Here is a 13929-nt window from a genome sequence, read left to right as displayed (position 1 = left end):
GCGCAGGGCGCACGGGGCGAGGGCCGGCCTAGACGACCACGGTCGGCGGACCATGGACACCAGCACCGATTTTCGCTTGCCGCCCTACGCGGGTCGCCCGTCGTCGCGGGACCTTCGACCGTGCCGGAGCACGGTGACCAGCGGTCTCTGGGTGGAACTTCTCGGCAAGGTTACGCGACCCGTGGCCGGCTCGCCAAACCGGCCCCCGGTGCGCCCGCTCACGCCCCCGCCCGAGGGGCCTCGGCGAGCACGGTCAGGCCCGCGCCCGGCGCCGCCAGAGGTAGCCGGCGGCCGCCACCGCGCTCCACGCCGCCGCCCAGGCAGTGAGCAGCATCACAGTCGGCGCGGCGGCCTCGCCCCCGGTAGCACGAGCGGTGGCCATGATCGGGGGCACCAGCCAGGGCGCGACCGAGCCGCCGAGACCGAGGACGACCGCGCCGACCCCGCCGAGGGCCAGCACGGCGACGCCGTAGCCCGCGCTGCGGGTGACGGCCCGGCTGGCCAGCGCGCCCAGCGTCACCGCCGGAGGTACGGCCAGCAGGTGCGCCCACACCCCGAGGGCAACCCCGACGACGACCGGCCGGTCCCCCGGCTCGACGGGGCCGGTGACACCGCCGATCAGCCACGGGAAGACCAGCGCGATCGCCACCGTGCCCAGCGCCGCCACGGCGGCCGCCAGCAGCCCCGCCGACCGCTCCCGGCCGGCACCGACCACCACCTGGGCCAGCCGGCGCTGACCGTCCGGCTCCACGTCCAGCAGCACCTTCGTCTGCCAGGCGAGCACCGGGAAGAGCACCACGGCCGAGACCCCGTACGCCTCCGCGGGCTGGGCCCGACCCCCGCCGTAGAGGATGCCGAGGGCGACAAGACCGGCGAGCAGCGGTGCGACCGCCCGCCCCGTCCGCAGGAAGCCGGCCAGGCGCAGCCGGACCAGCGCGGTCACCGGTCACCCCCGGTGGACGGTTTGGCGACGACCCCAGTCACCGGTCCGACCCGGTCACCGGGACCCGCCGGCGTCGGGACGGGTGGCCGGCCGGGGCGTACGCCGAGAATCTGGTGGCCCTCGGCGCGCAGGCGCGCGACGGCGTCGTCGACCCGCGCGGCGGGCACCGCGACCTCGACCACGGCGTACGCCTCCTCGCCGGGCGGCGTCTCCTCGGAGACCACCCCGTCGGTCAGCGTCAGGCGGCGCGCGCCGGCCAGCCGTGCGACCTCCCCGCGGTGGTCGCTGACCAGGACCGCTCCGCCGCCGGCCCGCACCTCGTCGATCAGCTCCGGTACGAGCTCACGGGCGGCGGCGTCCAGCCCCTCCCACGGCTCGTCCAGCACCAGCAGGCCGGGCGGCCGGAGCATCGCCTGCGCGAGGCCGACCTTCTGGGCCGTGCCCTTGGACAGCTCCGGCAGCCGGACTCGGCGGAACCGGCCGAGGGCCAGCCGTTCGGTCCAGGCGTCCACGGCGCGATCGGCCTCGGACGACGACAGCCCGGCCATCCGGCCCATGGCGGTCAGGTAGTGGTCCACGGTGAACGGCTGGTCCGCCGGGAAGCGTTCCGGAACCCACCCGACCGACGCCGGCCGGTCCACGACCCGCCCGCGGCCCGGCCGGAGCACTCCCGCCGCCACCTGGAGCAGCGTGGACTTGCCCACGCCGTTGCGGCCGAGCACGACCGCCACCTCGCCCGCACCGATCCGTACGTCCGCTCCCCGCAGCACCCACGGCCCGCGCCGCCGGTACCGCAGCCAGACGTCCTCCAGCCGCATGGAACGAGACTGCCACACCGGAAGCGCGACGGGGCGCCGCCACGACCGTGGCGACGCCCCGTGCGGGTGGACGACTCAGCTCTCGGCCGAGCCCTCCTGGATGTTCTTCACCACGTTCGGGTCGACCGGGACGCCCGGGCCCATGGTGGTGGTCAGGGTGACCTTCTTCAGGTACTTGCCCTTGGCCGCGGACGGCTTGGCCCGGAGGACCTCGTCCAGCACCGCGGCGTAGTTGTCGATCAGCTGGTTCTCGGAGAACGAGGCCTTGCCGATGATCAGGTGCAGGTTCGAGTGCTTGTCCACCCGGAAGGTGATCTTGCCGCCCTTGATGTCCTGCACCGCCTTGGTGACGTCCATGGTCACCGTGCCGGTCTTCGGGTTCGGCATGAGACCGCGCGGGCCCAGGATCCGCGCGATCCGGCCGATCTTGGCCATCTGGTCCGGCGTGGCGATCGCCGCGTCGAAGTCGAGCCAACCACCCTGGATCCGGGCGACGAGCTCGTCGGTGCCCACCTCGTCGGCGCCCGCGGCGGTGGCCTCCTCGGCCTTCGCGCCGGCGGCGAACACGATCACGCGGGCGGTCTTACCGGTGCCGTGCGGCAGGTTGACCGTGCCGCGGACCATCTGGTCCGCCTTGCGGGGGTCGACGCCGAGGCGCATGGCGACCTCGACCGTGGCGTCGAACTTGACGTTGGTGGTCTCCTTGGCCAGCTTCACGGCCTCGGCGGGGGTGTAGAGCTTGGCCCGGTCGATGACCTCGGCGGCCTTGCGGTAGCTCTTGCTGCGCTGCATGTTCTGGTTACTCCTGTGGTCTATGGCGGGCCGCGACGTCCGCGCGCCCTCCCACGATCGGTACGGGTCGGGGCTGGCCGGGATCAGTCGGTGACGGTGATGCCCATGGAGCGGGCGGTGCCGGCGATGATCTTCTCGGCCTGGTCGAGGTCGTTGGCGTTGAGGTCGGCCATCTTCCGCTCGGCGATCTCACGCACCTGGGCGCGGGACACCGAACCGACCTTCTGGGCCTGCGGGACGCCCGAGCCCTTCTGCACACCGGCGGCCTTGATCAGCAGCCGGGCGGCCGGCGGGGTCTTCAGCACGAAGGTGAAGGACCGGTCCTCGTACACGCTGATCTCGGCGGGGACGATGTCGCCCCGCTGCGACTCGGTCTGCGCGTTGTAGGACTTGCAGAACTCCATGATGTTCACGCCGTGCTGGCCGAGCGCGGGACCGACCGGCGGCGCCGGAGTGGCCTGGCCCGCCGGCAGCTGAAGCGTGAACGTCTTGACGAGCTTCTTCTTCGGAGGCATGTCTCTTCCTGGGGCTTGGAACTGGGAATGGTGCTCATCGACACCGCCTCGGGGCGCGCACGGTCAGCGCGGCGCGAGGGCAGCGACTCTCAAGAGTAGCGCAGGCCGAAGCCGGCCCGTCCGGCGAGGTCGCCGGGCCAGGCGGAAACGGCGACGCCGGCGGCGGGACGTGCCCACCGCCGGCGACCGGAGATCAGATCTTGGCGACCTGGTTGAAGTTGAGCTCGACCGGGGTCTCGCGGCCGAAGATCGACACCAGGACCTTGAGCTTCTGCTGGTCGGCGTTGATCTCGCTGATCGTGGCCGGCAGCGAGGCGAAGGCGCCGTCGGTGACGGTGACCGAGTCGCCGACCTCGAAGTCGAGGACCTTGATCTCGGGCTTCGCCTTCTTCTGCTCGGTCTCGACGGCCGGGGCCAGCCACTTGAGCACCTCGTCCAGCGAGAGCGGAGCAGGCCGGTCGGCCCGGTCCGTCGCACCGACGAAGCCGGTGACGCCCGGCGTGTTGCGCACGCAGGAGTAGGACTCGGCGGTCAGCTCCATCCGGACCAGGATGTAGCCCGGGAAGACCTTCGCCTGGACCTGCGACCGCTTGCCGTTCTTGACCTCGACCTCTTCCCGGGTCGGCACCTCGACCTGGTAGATGTAGTCCTCCATGTCGAGGCTCGTGATCCGGGTCTCGAGGTTGGTCTTCACCTTGTTCTCGTAACCGGCGTACGAGTGGACCACGTACCAGTCGCCCGGCGCGTAGCGCAGCTTCTGCCGCAGCTCGGCGACCGGGTCGTAGTCCTCGTCCGGCTCCGGCTCGGTGGTCGGGAACTCCGGCTCGCTGGCGGCCTCGACCGACTCGTCGTCCGCCGCCGTCGCCACCGTGGACTGCTCGTCCGCGGGTCCGGCGGTCTCGTCGTACTCAGGCACGCTCGCTCACTTCCGTCACTATCGGCTCTCGGAGCCGGTCAGCTGGGGTTGCCGAAGACCCACAGCACGCCCTTGGCGAAGCCGTAGTCCAGGGCAGCCACGATCGTCAGCATCACCGCGACGAAGGTGACCACCACGGCGGTGTAGGTCAGCAACTCCTTGCGGGTCGGCCAGATGACCTTACGCAGTTCGGCGACGACCTCGCGGAAGAACCGGGCGATGCGACCGAAGAGGCCCACGCGGTCGGTCTCCGACCGGGTCTTCCGGCTGTCGGCGGACTCGGCCCGGTTGCGCGACCGGGTCGCGGTGCCACCCCGGGAAACCGGCTCGTCCGCGTCGGTGGCGTCGTCGCCGGCCACGTCGTCGACGATCTCGTCGTTGAGACGATCGTCGCCGGCGTCCTCGCCGCGCCGCTTGTTGTCGGCCACTTCGCCCTCCGTCGCGGGTTCTCGGGTTCGCACGCCGGGCGGCGTGCGCGGCGCTGGTCACGCCGGCCGGACCAACCGTCCCGCGACGGGCCGCGGCCGGCGGACCGGCCGGTATGGCCCGATGCCTCGGACCACCCCGCCGATACCACCACCACGGGCCGGACGCCGCCATCTCGGCGGCGCGACCCACGGGAACGGTCAGGCCTGAGGCGCAGGGGTGACAGGACTTGAACCTGCAGCCTGCGGTTTTGGAGACCGCTGCTCTGCCAATTGAGCTACACCCCTGTGCGGCACCATTCGCCCCACCAGGCCACAGGGCCAGGCAGGGGTCACATGCCCCACGGCGGACCAGTGTACGGGTAGCCGACCGACTTTCCCAACCGGTCTGCCCATCGCGCGTGGCGGCGCCCCGTCAGCGTGCCGTGCGGATGGTCGCCCGGGCCTGCGAGAGCACCTTCTCCCCCAGGCAGGTGGCCGTCACGTCGAGCCGGGTGAGCCCGTCCTCGGTGACCTCACGCACGACCGCGCTGACCTCGATCTCGGTGCCCTGGTCGTCGTCGGGCACCACCACCGGCCGGGTGAACCGGACCCCGTAGTCGACCACCGCGTCCGGCGAGCCGGCCCACTCGGTGACGGCCCGGCCGACCAGCGCCATGGTGAACATGCCGTGGGCGATCACGCCGGGCAGCCCCACCTTCGTGGCGAACCGGTCGCTCCAGTGGATCGGGTTGAAGTCGCCCGAGGCACCGGCGTAGCGGACCAGGTCCGCGCGGGTCACCCGGAACGTCCTGGGTGCCAGCTCCATCTCAGGCCTCCCCGCGTACGACGAGCTTGGACCAGACCGCGACCACCGGTTCGCCGGTGACCGTGCTGACGTCGGTGCGGGTGGTCAGGAAGCCGTGCCCGCCCCGGTTGGTGATGTCCTCGATGGTGTTGACGCAGACCAGCTCGTCGCCGGCCACCACCGGCCGGGTGTACGCGAACCGTTGGTCGCCGTGCACGACGCGGCTGTAGTCGACACCGAGCGCCGGGTCCTCGACGATCTGCTGCGTGGCCGCCATGGTCACCACGAAGGGGAAGGTGGGCGGGGCCACCACGTCCGGGTGCCCGAGCGCGCGGGCGGCCTCCGGGTCGTGGTACGCCGGGTCGGTCGCGCCGATGGCGGTGGCGAACTCACGGATCTTCTCTCGGCCCACCAGATAGGGGGCCGTCGGCGGGTAACTCCGGCCGACGTAGGACGGGTCCAGGGACATGCCGCGAACCTACACGGAAAGCACGAACGCCGACCCGAGCGGTCGGCCGCGGCGAAAGCCGCGCCGGCCGGTCAGATCGGCGTTCGGTGAGAAACTGGGTGGCCGGCGCGAGCCGGCCGAACGTCAGCGGGTCTCGCGGTGGACCGTGTGCCGACCGTCGCGCGGGCAGAACTTCTTCAGCTCGATGCGGTCCGGGTCGTTACGACGGTTCTTGCGCGTGATGTAGTTGCGCTCCTTGCACTCCACACACGCCAAAGTGATCTTCGGCCGGACATCGGTCGCCTTCGCCACGGCGGAGTGCCTTCCTCGCTACGGATAACAACTACAGCGCGCCAGCTTACGCACTGACTGCGCGGACATGCAAAGTGGGCGCCTGCGGCGCCCCTTCCTGCCGACCACCGGGGCACGCCCGGAGGACGAGAGTAGCGGTGGCCGGACTTGAACCGGCGACACAGCGATTATGAGCCGCTTGCTCTGCCATCTGAGCTACACCGCCGCGGTGGGTCCAGCGACCCTAGAGCCCCCTTACGGAATCGAACCGTAGACCTTCTCCTTACCATGGAGACGCTCTGCCGACTGAGCTAAGGGGGCCTGCGCGATCTCCCCGTGGGGCGCGCAGAGGTAAGAGTACACGGCCCCGCCCCCCAGGTGAAATCGGATCCCCCCGGGGGCAATCACCGCAGGTCAGGGCACCACACGCAGCCGGGGAAGCTCGGTGCTGGAGATCGACTCCGGGTCGACCTGGGCGCCGAACCACGCCTCCAGCCGCTCGTACGGCAGCGGCCGGCTGAACAGGAAACCCTGGCCGATCTCGCAGCCGATGTCCTGGAGCAGCTCCAGGGTCAACTCGCTCTCCACGCCCTCGGCGACCACGGCCAGGCCGAACTGCTGGGAGAGCGTGACCACCGCGTTGACGATCGCCAGGTCGCCCGGGTCGGTCGCCATGCCCTGCACGAAGGACCGGTCGACCTTCACCTCGTGCACCGGCAGCCGGCGCAGGTGGGCGAGGGAGGAGTCACCGGTGCCGAAGTCGTCCACCGAGAGCCGTACGCCCAGATCCCGCAGGCGCCGCAGGGTCGGGATCGGCCGGTCGGTGCCGTCGAGGACGCCCGCCTCGGTGATCTCCAGGGTGAGCCGCTGCGGCGGCACCTCGTACTCGGTGAGCAGCTCCTGAACGAGGTCCGGGAAGGCCTTGTCGGTGAGCGTACGCGGAGAGAGGTTGACCGCCACGGAGAGCGGCTGGTGGGCCTGGTCCCAGGCCCGGCTGTGCCGCAGCCCCTCCCGGAGCACCACCTCGGTGAGCCGGCCGAGCTGGCCGGTGTGCTCGGCCACCGCGACGAAGTCCGCGGGGGCGACACTGCCGTGCGTCGGATGCTCCCAGCGGGCCAGGCACTCCACACCGACCAACTGACGGTCCCGCAGGGTGACCTTCGGCTGGAAGTAGACCTTCACCTCCCCCTCGTCGAGGGCGCGGCGCAGGTCTCCGGCGAGACCGAGCCGGCGCAGCGAGCGCGACTCCAGGGCCGGGTTGAACAACTGCACGCTGCCCGGCACCGACTTCGCGGCGGTGGCGGCCAGGTCGACCCGTTGCAGCAGGGTCGCCGGGTCGCTGCCGTGCTCGGGGTGGACCGCCACCCCGACCGCGGTGTCGACGTCCAGGGTCAGCGCGTCGAAGACCATCTCGTCGCGGATCTGCTCGCGGAGCTGCGCGGCCAGCTCCAGGGCCGCCTCGGCGCTCTCCAGCCGCATGGTGACCAGGAACTCGTCGCCCCCGGCCCGCCCGACCAGGGCCGACGACGGCGCTGACGCACGGAGCCGCTCGGCGACCTCGGCGAGGACCTTGTCGCCGGCGGCGTGGCCGAGCGACTCGTTGACCTGACGCAACCCGTCGACATCGAAGAGGAGCAGCGCCACGACCTCGCCCGGCGCCCGGATCTTCACCGACTCGCCGAGCGCGCCAGTGATGCGCCGCCGGTTGGGCAGCTTGGTCAGCGCGTCGTGGTACGCGTCGTGCCGCAGCCGGTCGACCAGCCGCGAGTTCTCCAGGGCCACGGCGGCGTTCGCGGCCACCGTCTCCAGGACGGGGATGTCCGCCGGGGCGAAGTGGTTGGTGTCGCCGAGGCGGTTGACCACCTCCAGCGTGCCGATCACCGCCTTGCCGGAGCGCAGCGGCACGAGGATGACGTCCTTGACCGCGTCCCTGCTCAGCGCCCCGCGCAGCTCGGCCTCGCCGCCGAGCCGACTGCCCAGCGCGATGGTCCGTTGCCGGGCGACCGCGGTCTCCCGCAGCAGCGCCGGCGTGGTCGCCGAGTCGAGCAGACCCGGCTTGCCCTCCTGGCTGGTCAGCAACACCTCCGGGTGCCGGCCCTGCGCCGGCAGCCACAGAGTGGCGTGCTCAGCCTGCATGAGGCTGCGGATGCGGCTGATCAGGACGTCGACCAGTGTGCCGTCGGCGCCGCTCTCGGTGATCGCCTTGGTCAACTGGTACATGTCGGCCAGCGTGCGGTGCTGACGCAGGAACTGGGCGTAGGACCGGGAGACCAGCAGGAACGCGACGGCGAGCCCGGCGAAGAGCAGCAGCGCCCAGGGCGTGGCCTTCAGGGCGACGATGATCAGCAGGCCGAGGGAGAGGTTGATGGCCGCGGTGAGCAGGGTGGGCGGCGCGGTGCGCACCAGCTCCAACCCGGCCTGCCGGCCCTGCACCACCGAGATCACGGCGACGACGGCGGCCAGGGTGGCGAGGGTGTGGGTGCCCACCGCGGCCAGCAGGATGGCCCACGTGCCGGGGCCGACGCCCTGCGGCTCGGGCAGCGCGACGAGCACCAGGTTGGCCAGCGAGGTGGCGGCCGCGGCCAGCGCGACGTTGAACCAGAACTTCGCCGGGACGAGCTTGCGCCGGATCTGCACGATGAGCGTGGCCGTGGTGTAGGCCAGCACGACCGACAGCGGCGGCAACTCGTGCAGGGCGAGGACCAGCGGGACCTCGGTGAGGGCCATGCCGAGGGCCTGCCGGCGCACGACGATGTTGATGACCGGAAGAGTCGCCGCCACCATTGCCGCGGTGAGCAGCAGTGTCAGCGGCCACTCGCCGACGGCCGGCGACGACGTGAGCCCCAGAATCGTGCAGAAGACCACCGCACACAGCGCGAGCGGCCCGGTGATCAGCCAGGCCTGCTCGGTGCGGCGGCGAGAGGATGGTTTACGCGACACTGCCGTCCCCTCGCCGTGGCCAGCTCGTCGTGGTGAACGCCGCCGAAGCGGCGTCACTCAGCGTTACGGCAGCAGCGCGTGTACCGCTGGCATCTGCCAGTTGTAGTCGACCGCGTGCATCTGGGTGTCGATCGCGAGGGCCGGCAGGGCGACCAGACCGGCGAGCAACATGAGGGAGCCGAGCAGCCGGCCCAGGCGTCGAGCAGACATTTGTGCTCCTGGGGGTGAAAGACGGGGGGTACGGGTTCCCCCGATGGTGCCACAGGGCCCGGCGGCCTGGAAAGCGCGGGCGTAGAGGGTCGTCCGCTTGTCGGGCCATCAGCGACATCCGGGCCGACCACGTGGAACGTCTGTGCAGATCACGAGCGGCACGTGGGATCGTCGTACGAAGAAAAGACCAAGGACGCAATAACCGTTTACCGCTTGTAACCGATCTACCGGACAGTACGCCGGCCGGTCCGCCGGGTCGGGCGGGGATCGTACCGGCGCCGGACGAGTGGGACCTGATGATCGGTTAGCGTACGGCGAGTCACCGAGGGTAGCCGTGGATGTGACTGCCTTCAATACCCCCGCCGGTAACGGACACAACGGTTGCGGCCAGCGCCGATTCCTCGCTCCGACAGGCCGGAATCAGGCCGTCCACTCTGCCGCGAGCAGCCCGTAGATGAGCGTGTCGGCCCACTCCCCCTTGGCCCAGTGGTTCTGCCGCAGGTGCGCCTCCCGCACCATGCCCACCCGTTCACACAACCGGGCCGACGCCTCGTTGCGCGCGTCGACGTGTGCGATAAGGCGATGCATGCCGTACTCCTCGAACGCCACCCGGATGAGGGCACGGGCGGCCTCGGTCGCGAACCCGCGGCCCGCCACCGACGGGTGGAAGGCCCAACCCACCTCCCCGCGCGAGAGCGTCTCGTCGGCCGGCCACAGGATGACGTCGCCGACGACCTCACCCTCGTGCTCGGCCACGAGCGCCAGTCGCGACTCCGGCCCGGTGATGCCCGTGTAGTTCACCCGTCGGCCGACCATCTCGGCCGCGAACTCGCGCGTCCACGGCTCCCACGGGATGTAGCGAGCGACGCGCGGGTCACCGTAGTAGGTCAGCAGGGCGTCGACATCGTCGATGTGAAAGGTACGCAGATGCAGCCGCTCGGTGCGGATCGGCAGCGTCAGCTCGGACATGCGTCGTATTCGCCTTCCCGGCCCGGCCCTCGCGCCCGCCGACAGGCGCGCCGTCGCCGGACGCGACGCGACCCTAGCGTTCCCGGCTCGTGTTCACCTTCCCGCTTACACCACGCCGTCGGTGAGCTGCGCGGGACCGACCCGGGCGAAGCGGGCCGCGTCCTGGCCCGGCGGCAGGCCGAACAACCGCCGGTACTCGCGGCTGAACTGCGACGCGCTCTCGTACCCGACGGCGAATCCGACGGCCGCCACGTCGCCGGGCGAGGCGAGCAGCCTGCTCCTCGCCTCCTGGAGCCGGATGAGTTTCTGGAACTGGATCGGCGTCATCGTCGTGACGGCGCGGAAGTGGCGGTGGAACGAGGTCAGACTCATCCCGGCGACGCGCGCCGCGTCCTCGACGCGGAACAGGTCGGCGTGGTGCTCGCGGATCCATCGGATGGCACGCTCGATCTGCACGATGTTGCTGTCGCCGAGCCCCACCTGACGGACCGTGCCGCCCTGCTCGCCGGTCAGCAGCCGCCAGACGACCTCGCGTTCCAGGGCCGCCCAGAGCACCCGCTGGTCGTCCGGTCGGTCGAGGAGCCGCAGCAGGCGTACCACCGCGTCGAGCAGGTCCTCGCCGGCCGTGCTGACCGCGATCCCGGGCGCCGGACCGCCGCCGGCCCGCGGTGGCATGTCCAGCAGCAGCTCGGCGATCAGGGGCGGCCGCAGAGTGAGGCCCAGGACGAGGTAGGGCTCGCGGGGCGAGGCCTCGCTGACGTGGGCGATCACCGGCAGCTCCATCGACGCGACGACGAACTGCCCGGCACCGTACGCGAAGAGTCGGGTCCCCAGGGTGGCACGCTTCGCGCCCTGCACCACCAGGGCGAACACCGGGGCGGACTGGGACGGCATGGGCTCGGTGGGCGCGTCGGCGCGGTGGACGACGAGACCGGCCGGTGTCGGCCGGCCGACGTGACGCAGCACCAGGTCGCGGATCTCCGGCAGCGCGCTCACCTGGCCGATTCTGTCACTTTGGCAGGATCAGGCAACGCGATGGCGCTATTGGTCTACACGGTCCGGGCCCGCGGGTGTGCACTCGACACATGCCACTCGACAACTTCGTGACGCTGGGTCGGTCCGGCCTCCGCGTCAGTCCGTACACGCTCGGCGCGATGACCTTCGGTGAGGACCACGGCTGGGGCGCCTCGGTCGAGGAGTCCGAAGCCATGCTCACCGAGTATCTGGAGCGGGGCGGCAACTCCATCGACACCGCCAACATCTACACCAACGGCCACTCCGAGAAGATCATCGGTGACTACCTGGCCGCCCGGTCGGGCCTGCGCGACCGGATCGTGCTGGGCTCGAAGTTCTTCGGCAACCTGTACCCCGGTGACCCGAACGGCGGCGGCGCGGGGCGCAAGGCCGTCGTCGCCCAGGCCGAGGAGTCCCTGCGCCGGCTCGGCACCGACTACCTGGACCTGTACTGGCTGCACAACTGGGACCGCGGGGTGCCGATCGAGGAGACCCTGCGCGCCCTCGACGACCTGGTCACCGCCGGCAAGGTCCGGTACGTGGGGCTGTCCGACCTGCCCGCGTGGAAGGCGGCCGAGGCGCAGGTCGTCGCGCATTTCCGCGGCTGGACGCCGGCGATCGCCATGCAGATCGAGTACTCGTTGCTGGAGCGTACGGGCGAGGGCGAGCTCATCCCGATGGCGGCCGAGCACGGCCTCGGCGTACTCCCGTGGAGCCCGCTGAAGAGCGGCTGGCTCTCCGGGAAGTTCACCCGCGGCACCAGCAGCGGTGCCGTCGACACCGCGCGCGGCAACCTGGTCGGCGCGCCCGGCGAGCGCGACTGGCAGGTGATCGACGCACTCCACGAGGCGGCCGCCGACGCCGGGGTGACACCGGCCGCGGCGGCGCTGGCCTGGGTCGGCGCCCGCCCCGGCGTGTCGTCGGTGCTGATCGGGGCCCGGCGCCTCGACCAGTTGAAGGCGAACCTGGACGCGGTCGACGTGCGGTTGTCGGCGGAGCGGACGGCCCGTCTCGACGAGGTCTCCACGCCGGCGCTCAACTTCCCCGCCGACAACAACCGGCTCCTGGCCCCGTCTCTGGCGTTCGCGGGCGCGACGGTCGACGGCCGAGCGACAGTGGTATCGCCGCGGCTCGGCTCCAGCACCGTCCGGTACTGAGCCGCACGCCCTCACCGAGAACCAGGAGCCAACCATGGAGTACGCCGTCCATTCCGTGCGCCGGCCGAGTGCCACCCGGGACCTGCCCTTCGGACCCGAAGACCTGCGCTGGGTCGCCAACACCGCCACCCTGGTGTACGGCGAACGCGACGCCGTGCTCGTCGACACCTACACCACCGTCGAGCAGAACCAGGCGCTCGTGGACTGGGTGCGGTCGTTCGGGCGCCGGTTGACACACGTCTACATCACCCACGGGCACGGCGACCACCTGTTCGGGATCGGCCAGATCGTCGACGCCTTCCCGGGCGTACGCGCGGTGGCCACCAGGGAGACGGTCGCCGGCGCGGAGGTCCAGGTCGGGCCGGAGTGGGTCGACTCGTTCTGGGAGCAGCTGTTCCCCGGCCAGATCCCGCAGCACCTGCCCGTGCCGGAGACGCTCGACGGCGACGCCATCGACCTGGAGGGGCACCGGCTGGAGGCGATCGGCACCGGCGCCACCGACACGGCCGGATCCACCGTGCTCTGGGTGCCCGACCTGCGGCTGCTGGTCGCCGGTGACGTCGCGTACAACGACACCCACCAGTACATGGCCGAGAGCACCGCCGAGACGCGGGCCCACTGGGCGGCCACCGTCGACCGGCTGCGGGAGCTGGACCCGGTCGCGGTGGTCGCCGGGCACAAGAACCCCGACCGGGCCGACGACCCGGCCATCCTCGCCGAGACCGCGACCTACCTGCGCGACTTCGACGAGATCGCCGCCCGCACCACGACGGCCGAGGAGTTGTACGCCGCGATGCTCGAAAGGTATCCGCGCCGCGTGAACCCCGGCTCCCTCTGGGGCGGAGCCAAGAAGGCAAAGCCAGCCTCCTGACCCGCCCCCGCTGCCTCGCCCGCCCTCGGTGATCAAGAGGTTTGCGTCAGGATCCGGCCCCGGACTGACCCAAACCTCTTGATCACCGGGCCAGGGAGCTATGCCACGAAGCGGGAACGGCGGCGGCAGCGCTGCCGAGGGCAACTGAACCAAGTGCTCTCACGCGAGCGACCGCCGGGTCTTGGTCGCCGCCCGGAGCCACTTCATCTCGACGTACGCCGGCTGTGCGTACCAGGGTGGTGGGGTTCTTGCTTCCCGCCTCGGAGACCGGGCGGTCGGTGACCCGGTCGAAGGTCTCCCCCTCCCGACGAGGAGATCCGCTCAAACAGCCAGCAGCGGTGAGCTACGAAAAGGCGTTCACGAGGAGCCCGATCGGGATCGACAGCAACGCACCAGCAAGGAAGAACAGCATCTGCTCCTTGCGGCTCTTGCGCTGAGCCTGCTCAAGGTCTTTCTGCAGCAGCCTCAGGCGGGCGCGAAGCTCCGACTGCTCTTTCAGCATGCTCTGCTGCAATGAGGCGTGCGCCGAGGCGATCGCGGCATCGATGACGCCCCGGACGGCCTTCGCCTCCTCCGCCCTGAGCGCTGCCAACTGCCGGCTCTGCTCCTCCTCGGCTCGCAGCCTGTCTACCGCGGCGTGGCGCGCACGCAGCTCGGCCTGAAGCTCTGTGACGATCGACTCGGCCTCGCCCAGCGACTCGACGAGGCGAGATACCCGGTCATCGATACCGGCCGCCCCTTCCGGCTCCCTCCTCTACGAGGGATACACGCGGCGGTTGAAGTCTTCCGGCCGGTAGGTCTCATCGATGTCCTTGACGAGTTCGGCCGCGACA

The 13929-nt window shown here is 71.2% G+C and carries 16 protein-coding genes and 3 tRNA genes; 2 read left to right on the top strand and 17 right to left on the bottom strand.

The window, feature by feature from the left end:
* Window positions 1-253 precede the first annotated feature (253 nt).
* The 16 genes from ACIBTV_RS02510 to ACIBTV_RS02435 form a co-directional block, all read right to left on the bottom strand.
* Entirely contained in the window at window positions 254-943 is a 690-nt protein-coding gene (locus ACIBTV_RS02510; RefSeq protein WP_396701566.1) for a hypothetical protein, read from the bottom strand.
* The gene (locus ACIBTV_RS02505) at window positions 940-1761 is read right to left on the bottom strand and encodes an ATP-binding cassette domain-containing protein (RefSeq protein ID WP_396701564.1); all 822 of its coding nucleotides are present in this window, start codon (window positions 1759-1761) and stop codon (window positions 940-942) included. The genes ACIBTV_RS02510 and ACIBTV_RS02505 overlap by 4 nt, the downstream gene beginning before the upstream one ends.
* A 75-nt stretch (window positions 1762-1836) precedes the next feature.
* Entirely contained in the window at window positions 1837-2553 is a 717-nt protein-coding gene (gene rplA, locus ACIBTV_RS02500) for a 50S ribosomal protein L1 (protein WP_396701562.1), read from the bottom strand.
* 83 nt (window positions 2554-2636) lie between these two features.
* Window positions 2637-3068, bottom strand: a complete 432-nt coding sequence (rplK, locus tag ACIBTV_RS02495; RefSeq protein WP_091594913.1) for a 50S ribosomal protein L11 — start codon at window positions 3066-3068, stop codon at window positions 2637-2639.
* Between the two features lie 193 nt (window positions 3069-3261).
* Window positions 3262-3984: a transcription termination/antitermination protein NusG gene (nusG, locus tag ACIBTV_RS02490; RefSeq protein WP_091594911.1), complete on the bottom strand. Its 723-nt coding sequence runs from the start codon at window positions 3982-3984 to the stop codon at window positions 3262-3264.
* A 38-nt stretch (window positions 3985-4022) separates the two neighbouring features.
* Window positions 4023-4412 (bottom strand): preprotein translocase subunit SecE, encoded by a 390-nt coding sequence (gene secE, locus ACIBTV_RS02485; RefSeq protein ID WP_396701559.1) that lies wholly within the window; start codon window positions 4410-4412, stop codon window positions 4023-4025.
* 212 nt (window positions 4413-4624) lie between these two features.
* Window positions 4625-4697 (bottom strand) — tRNA-Trp (locus tag ACIBTV_RS02480).
* Window positions 4698-4824: 127 nt separating this feature from the next.
* Window positions 4825-5217 carry a MaoC family dehydratase gene (locus ACIBTV_RS02475; RefSeq protein ID WP_396701557.1) on the bottom strand — a complete coding sequence of 131 codons (393 nt, stop codon included), beginning with the start codon at window positions 5215-5217 and terminating at the stop codon, window positions 4825-4827.
* Between the two features lies 1 nt (window position 5218).
* Complete coding sequence (locus tag ACIBTV_RS02470; protein WP_396701555.1) at window positions 5219-5665, bottom strand: MaoC family dehydratase N-terminal domain-containing protein; 447 nt, start codon at window positions 5663-5665, stop codon at window positions 5219-5221.
* A gap of 123 nt (window positions 5666-5788) precedes the next feature.
* Window positions 5789-5956, bottom strand: coding sequence for a 50S ribosomal protein L33 (gene rpmG / locus ACIBTV_RS02465; RefSeq protein ID WP_007073056.1), 168 nt, complete (start codon window positions 5954-5956; stop codon window positions 5789-5791).
* A 132-nt stretch (window positions 5957-6088) separates the two neighbouring features.
* A tRNA-Met gene (locus tag ACIBTV_RS02460) sits at window positions 6089-6161 on the bottom strand.
* Window positions 6162-6183: 22 nt separating this feature from the next.
* Window positions 6184-6256 (bottom strand) — tRNA-Thr (locus ACIBTV_RS02455).
* A 93-nt stretch (window positions 6257-6349) separates the two neighbouring features.
* Complete coding sequence (locus ACIBTV_RS02450; RefSeq protein ID WP_396701553.1) at window positions 6350-8875, bottom strand: putative bifunctional diguanylate cyclase/phosphodiesterase; 2526 nt, start codon at window positions 8873-8875, stop codon at window positions 6350-6352.
* Window positions 8876-8938: 63 nt separating this feature from the next.
* Complete coding sequence (locus tag ACIBTV_RS02445; RefSeq protein WP_396701551.1) at window positions 8939-9085, bottom strand: hypothetical protein; 147 nt, start codon at window positions 9083-9085, stop codon at window positions 8939-8941.
* 420 nt (window positions 9086-9505) lie between these two features.
* Window positions 9506-10054 (bottom strand): GNAT family N-acetyltransferase, encoded by a 549-nt coding sequence (locus tag ACIBTV_RS02440; RefSeq protein ID WP_396701549.1) that lies wholly within the window; start codon window positions 10052-10054, stop codon window positions 9506-9508.
* Between the two features lie 105 nt (window positions 10055-10159).
* Window positions 10160-11050, bottom strand: coding sequence for an AraC family transcriptional regulator N-terminal domain-containing protein (locus tag ACIBTV_RS02435; protein ID WP_396701547.1), 891 nt, complete (start codon window positions 11048-11050; stop codon window positions 10160-10162).
* A gap of 89 nt (window positions 11051-11139) precedes the next feature.
* Here ACIBTV_RS02435 and ACIBTV_RS02430 point away from each other — a divergent pair, with 89 nt between their 5' ends.
* Both ACIBTV_RS02430 and ACIBTV_RS02425 read left to right on the top strand, forming a co-directional pair.
* Entirely contained in the window at window positions 11140-12225 is a 1086-nt protein-coding gene (locus tag ACIBTV_RS02430) for an aldo/keto reductase (RefSeq protein WP_396701545.1), read from the top strand.
* A 34-nt stretch (window positions 12226-12259) separates the two neighbouring features.
* Window positions 12260-13096: an MBL fold metallo-hydrolase gene (locus tag ACIBTV_RS02425; RefSeq protein WP_396701543.1), complete on the top strand. Its 837-nt coding sequence runs from the start codon at window positions 12260-12262 to the stop codon at window positions 13094-13096.
* Window positions 13097-13439: 343 nt separating this feature from the next.
* Here the strand turns inward: ACIBTV_RS02425 and ACIBTV_RS02420 are convergent, their stop codons facing one another.
* Entirely contained in the window at window positions 13440-13688 is a 249-nt protein-coding gene (locus tag ACIBTV_RS02420; RefSeq protein WP_396701541.1) for a hypothetical protein, read from the bottom strand.
* Window positions 13689-13929: the final 241 nt, after the last annotated feature.

This window comes from Micromonospora sp. NPDC049366, assembly GCF_044466625.1.
GTDB lineage: Bacteria > Actinomycetota > Actinomycetes > Mycobacteriales > Micromonosporaceae > Micromonospora.
The sequence above is the reverse complement of the archived record's forward strand: the minus strand, read 5'-3'. Positions and strand labels throughout refer to the sequence as shown.

Coding starts and splice junctions, on each gene's coding strand:
- ACIBTV_RS02505 (WP_396701564.1), bottom strand. CDS start 1,761: ATGCGGCTGGAGGACGTCTGGCTGCGGTACCGGCGGCGCGGGCCGTGG.
- rplA (WP_396701562.1), bottom strand. CDS start 2,553: ATGCAGCGCAGCAAGAGCTACCGCAAGGCCGCCGAGGTCATCGACCGG.
- rplK (WP_091594913.1), bottom strand. CDS start 3,068: ATGCCTCCGAAGAAGAAGCTCGTCAAGACGTTCACGCTTCAGCTGCCG.
- ACIBTV_RS02475 (WP_396701557.1), bottom strand. CDS start 5,217: ATGGAGCTGGCACCCAGGACGTTCCGGGTGACCCGCGCGGACCTGGTC.
- ACIBTV_RS02470 (WP_396701555.1), bottom strand. CDS start 5,665: ATGTCCCTGGACCCGTCCTACGTCGGCCGGAGTTACCCGCCGACGGCC.
- ACIBTV_RS02445 (WP_396701551.1), bottom strand. CDS start 9,085: ATGTCTGCTCGACGCCTGGGCCGGCTGCTCGGCTCCCTCATGTTGCTC.
- ACIBTV_RS02440 (WP_396701549.1), bottom strand. CDS start 10,054: ATGTCCGAGCTGACGCTGCCGATCCGCACCGAGCGGCTGCATCTGCGT.
- ACIBTV_RS02430 (WP_396701545.1), top strand. CDS start 11,140: ATGCCACTCGACAACTTCGTGACGCTGGGTCGGTCCGGCCTCCGCGTC.
- ACIBTV_RS02425 (WP_396701543.1), top strand. CDS start 12,260: ATGGAGTACGCCGTCCATTCCGTGCGCCGGCCGAGTGCCACCCGGGAC.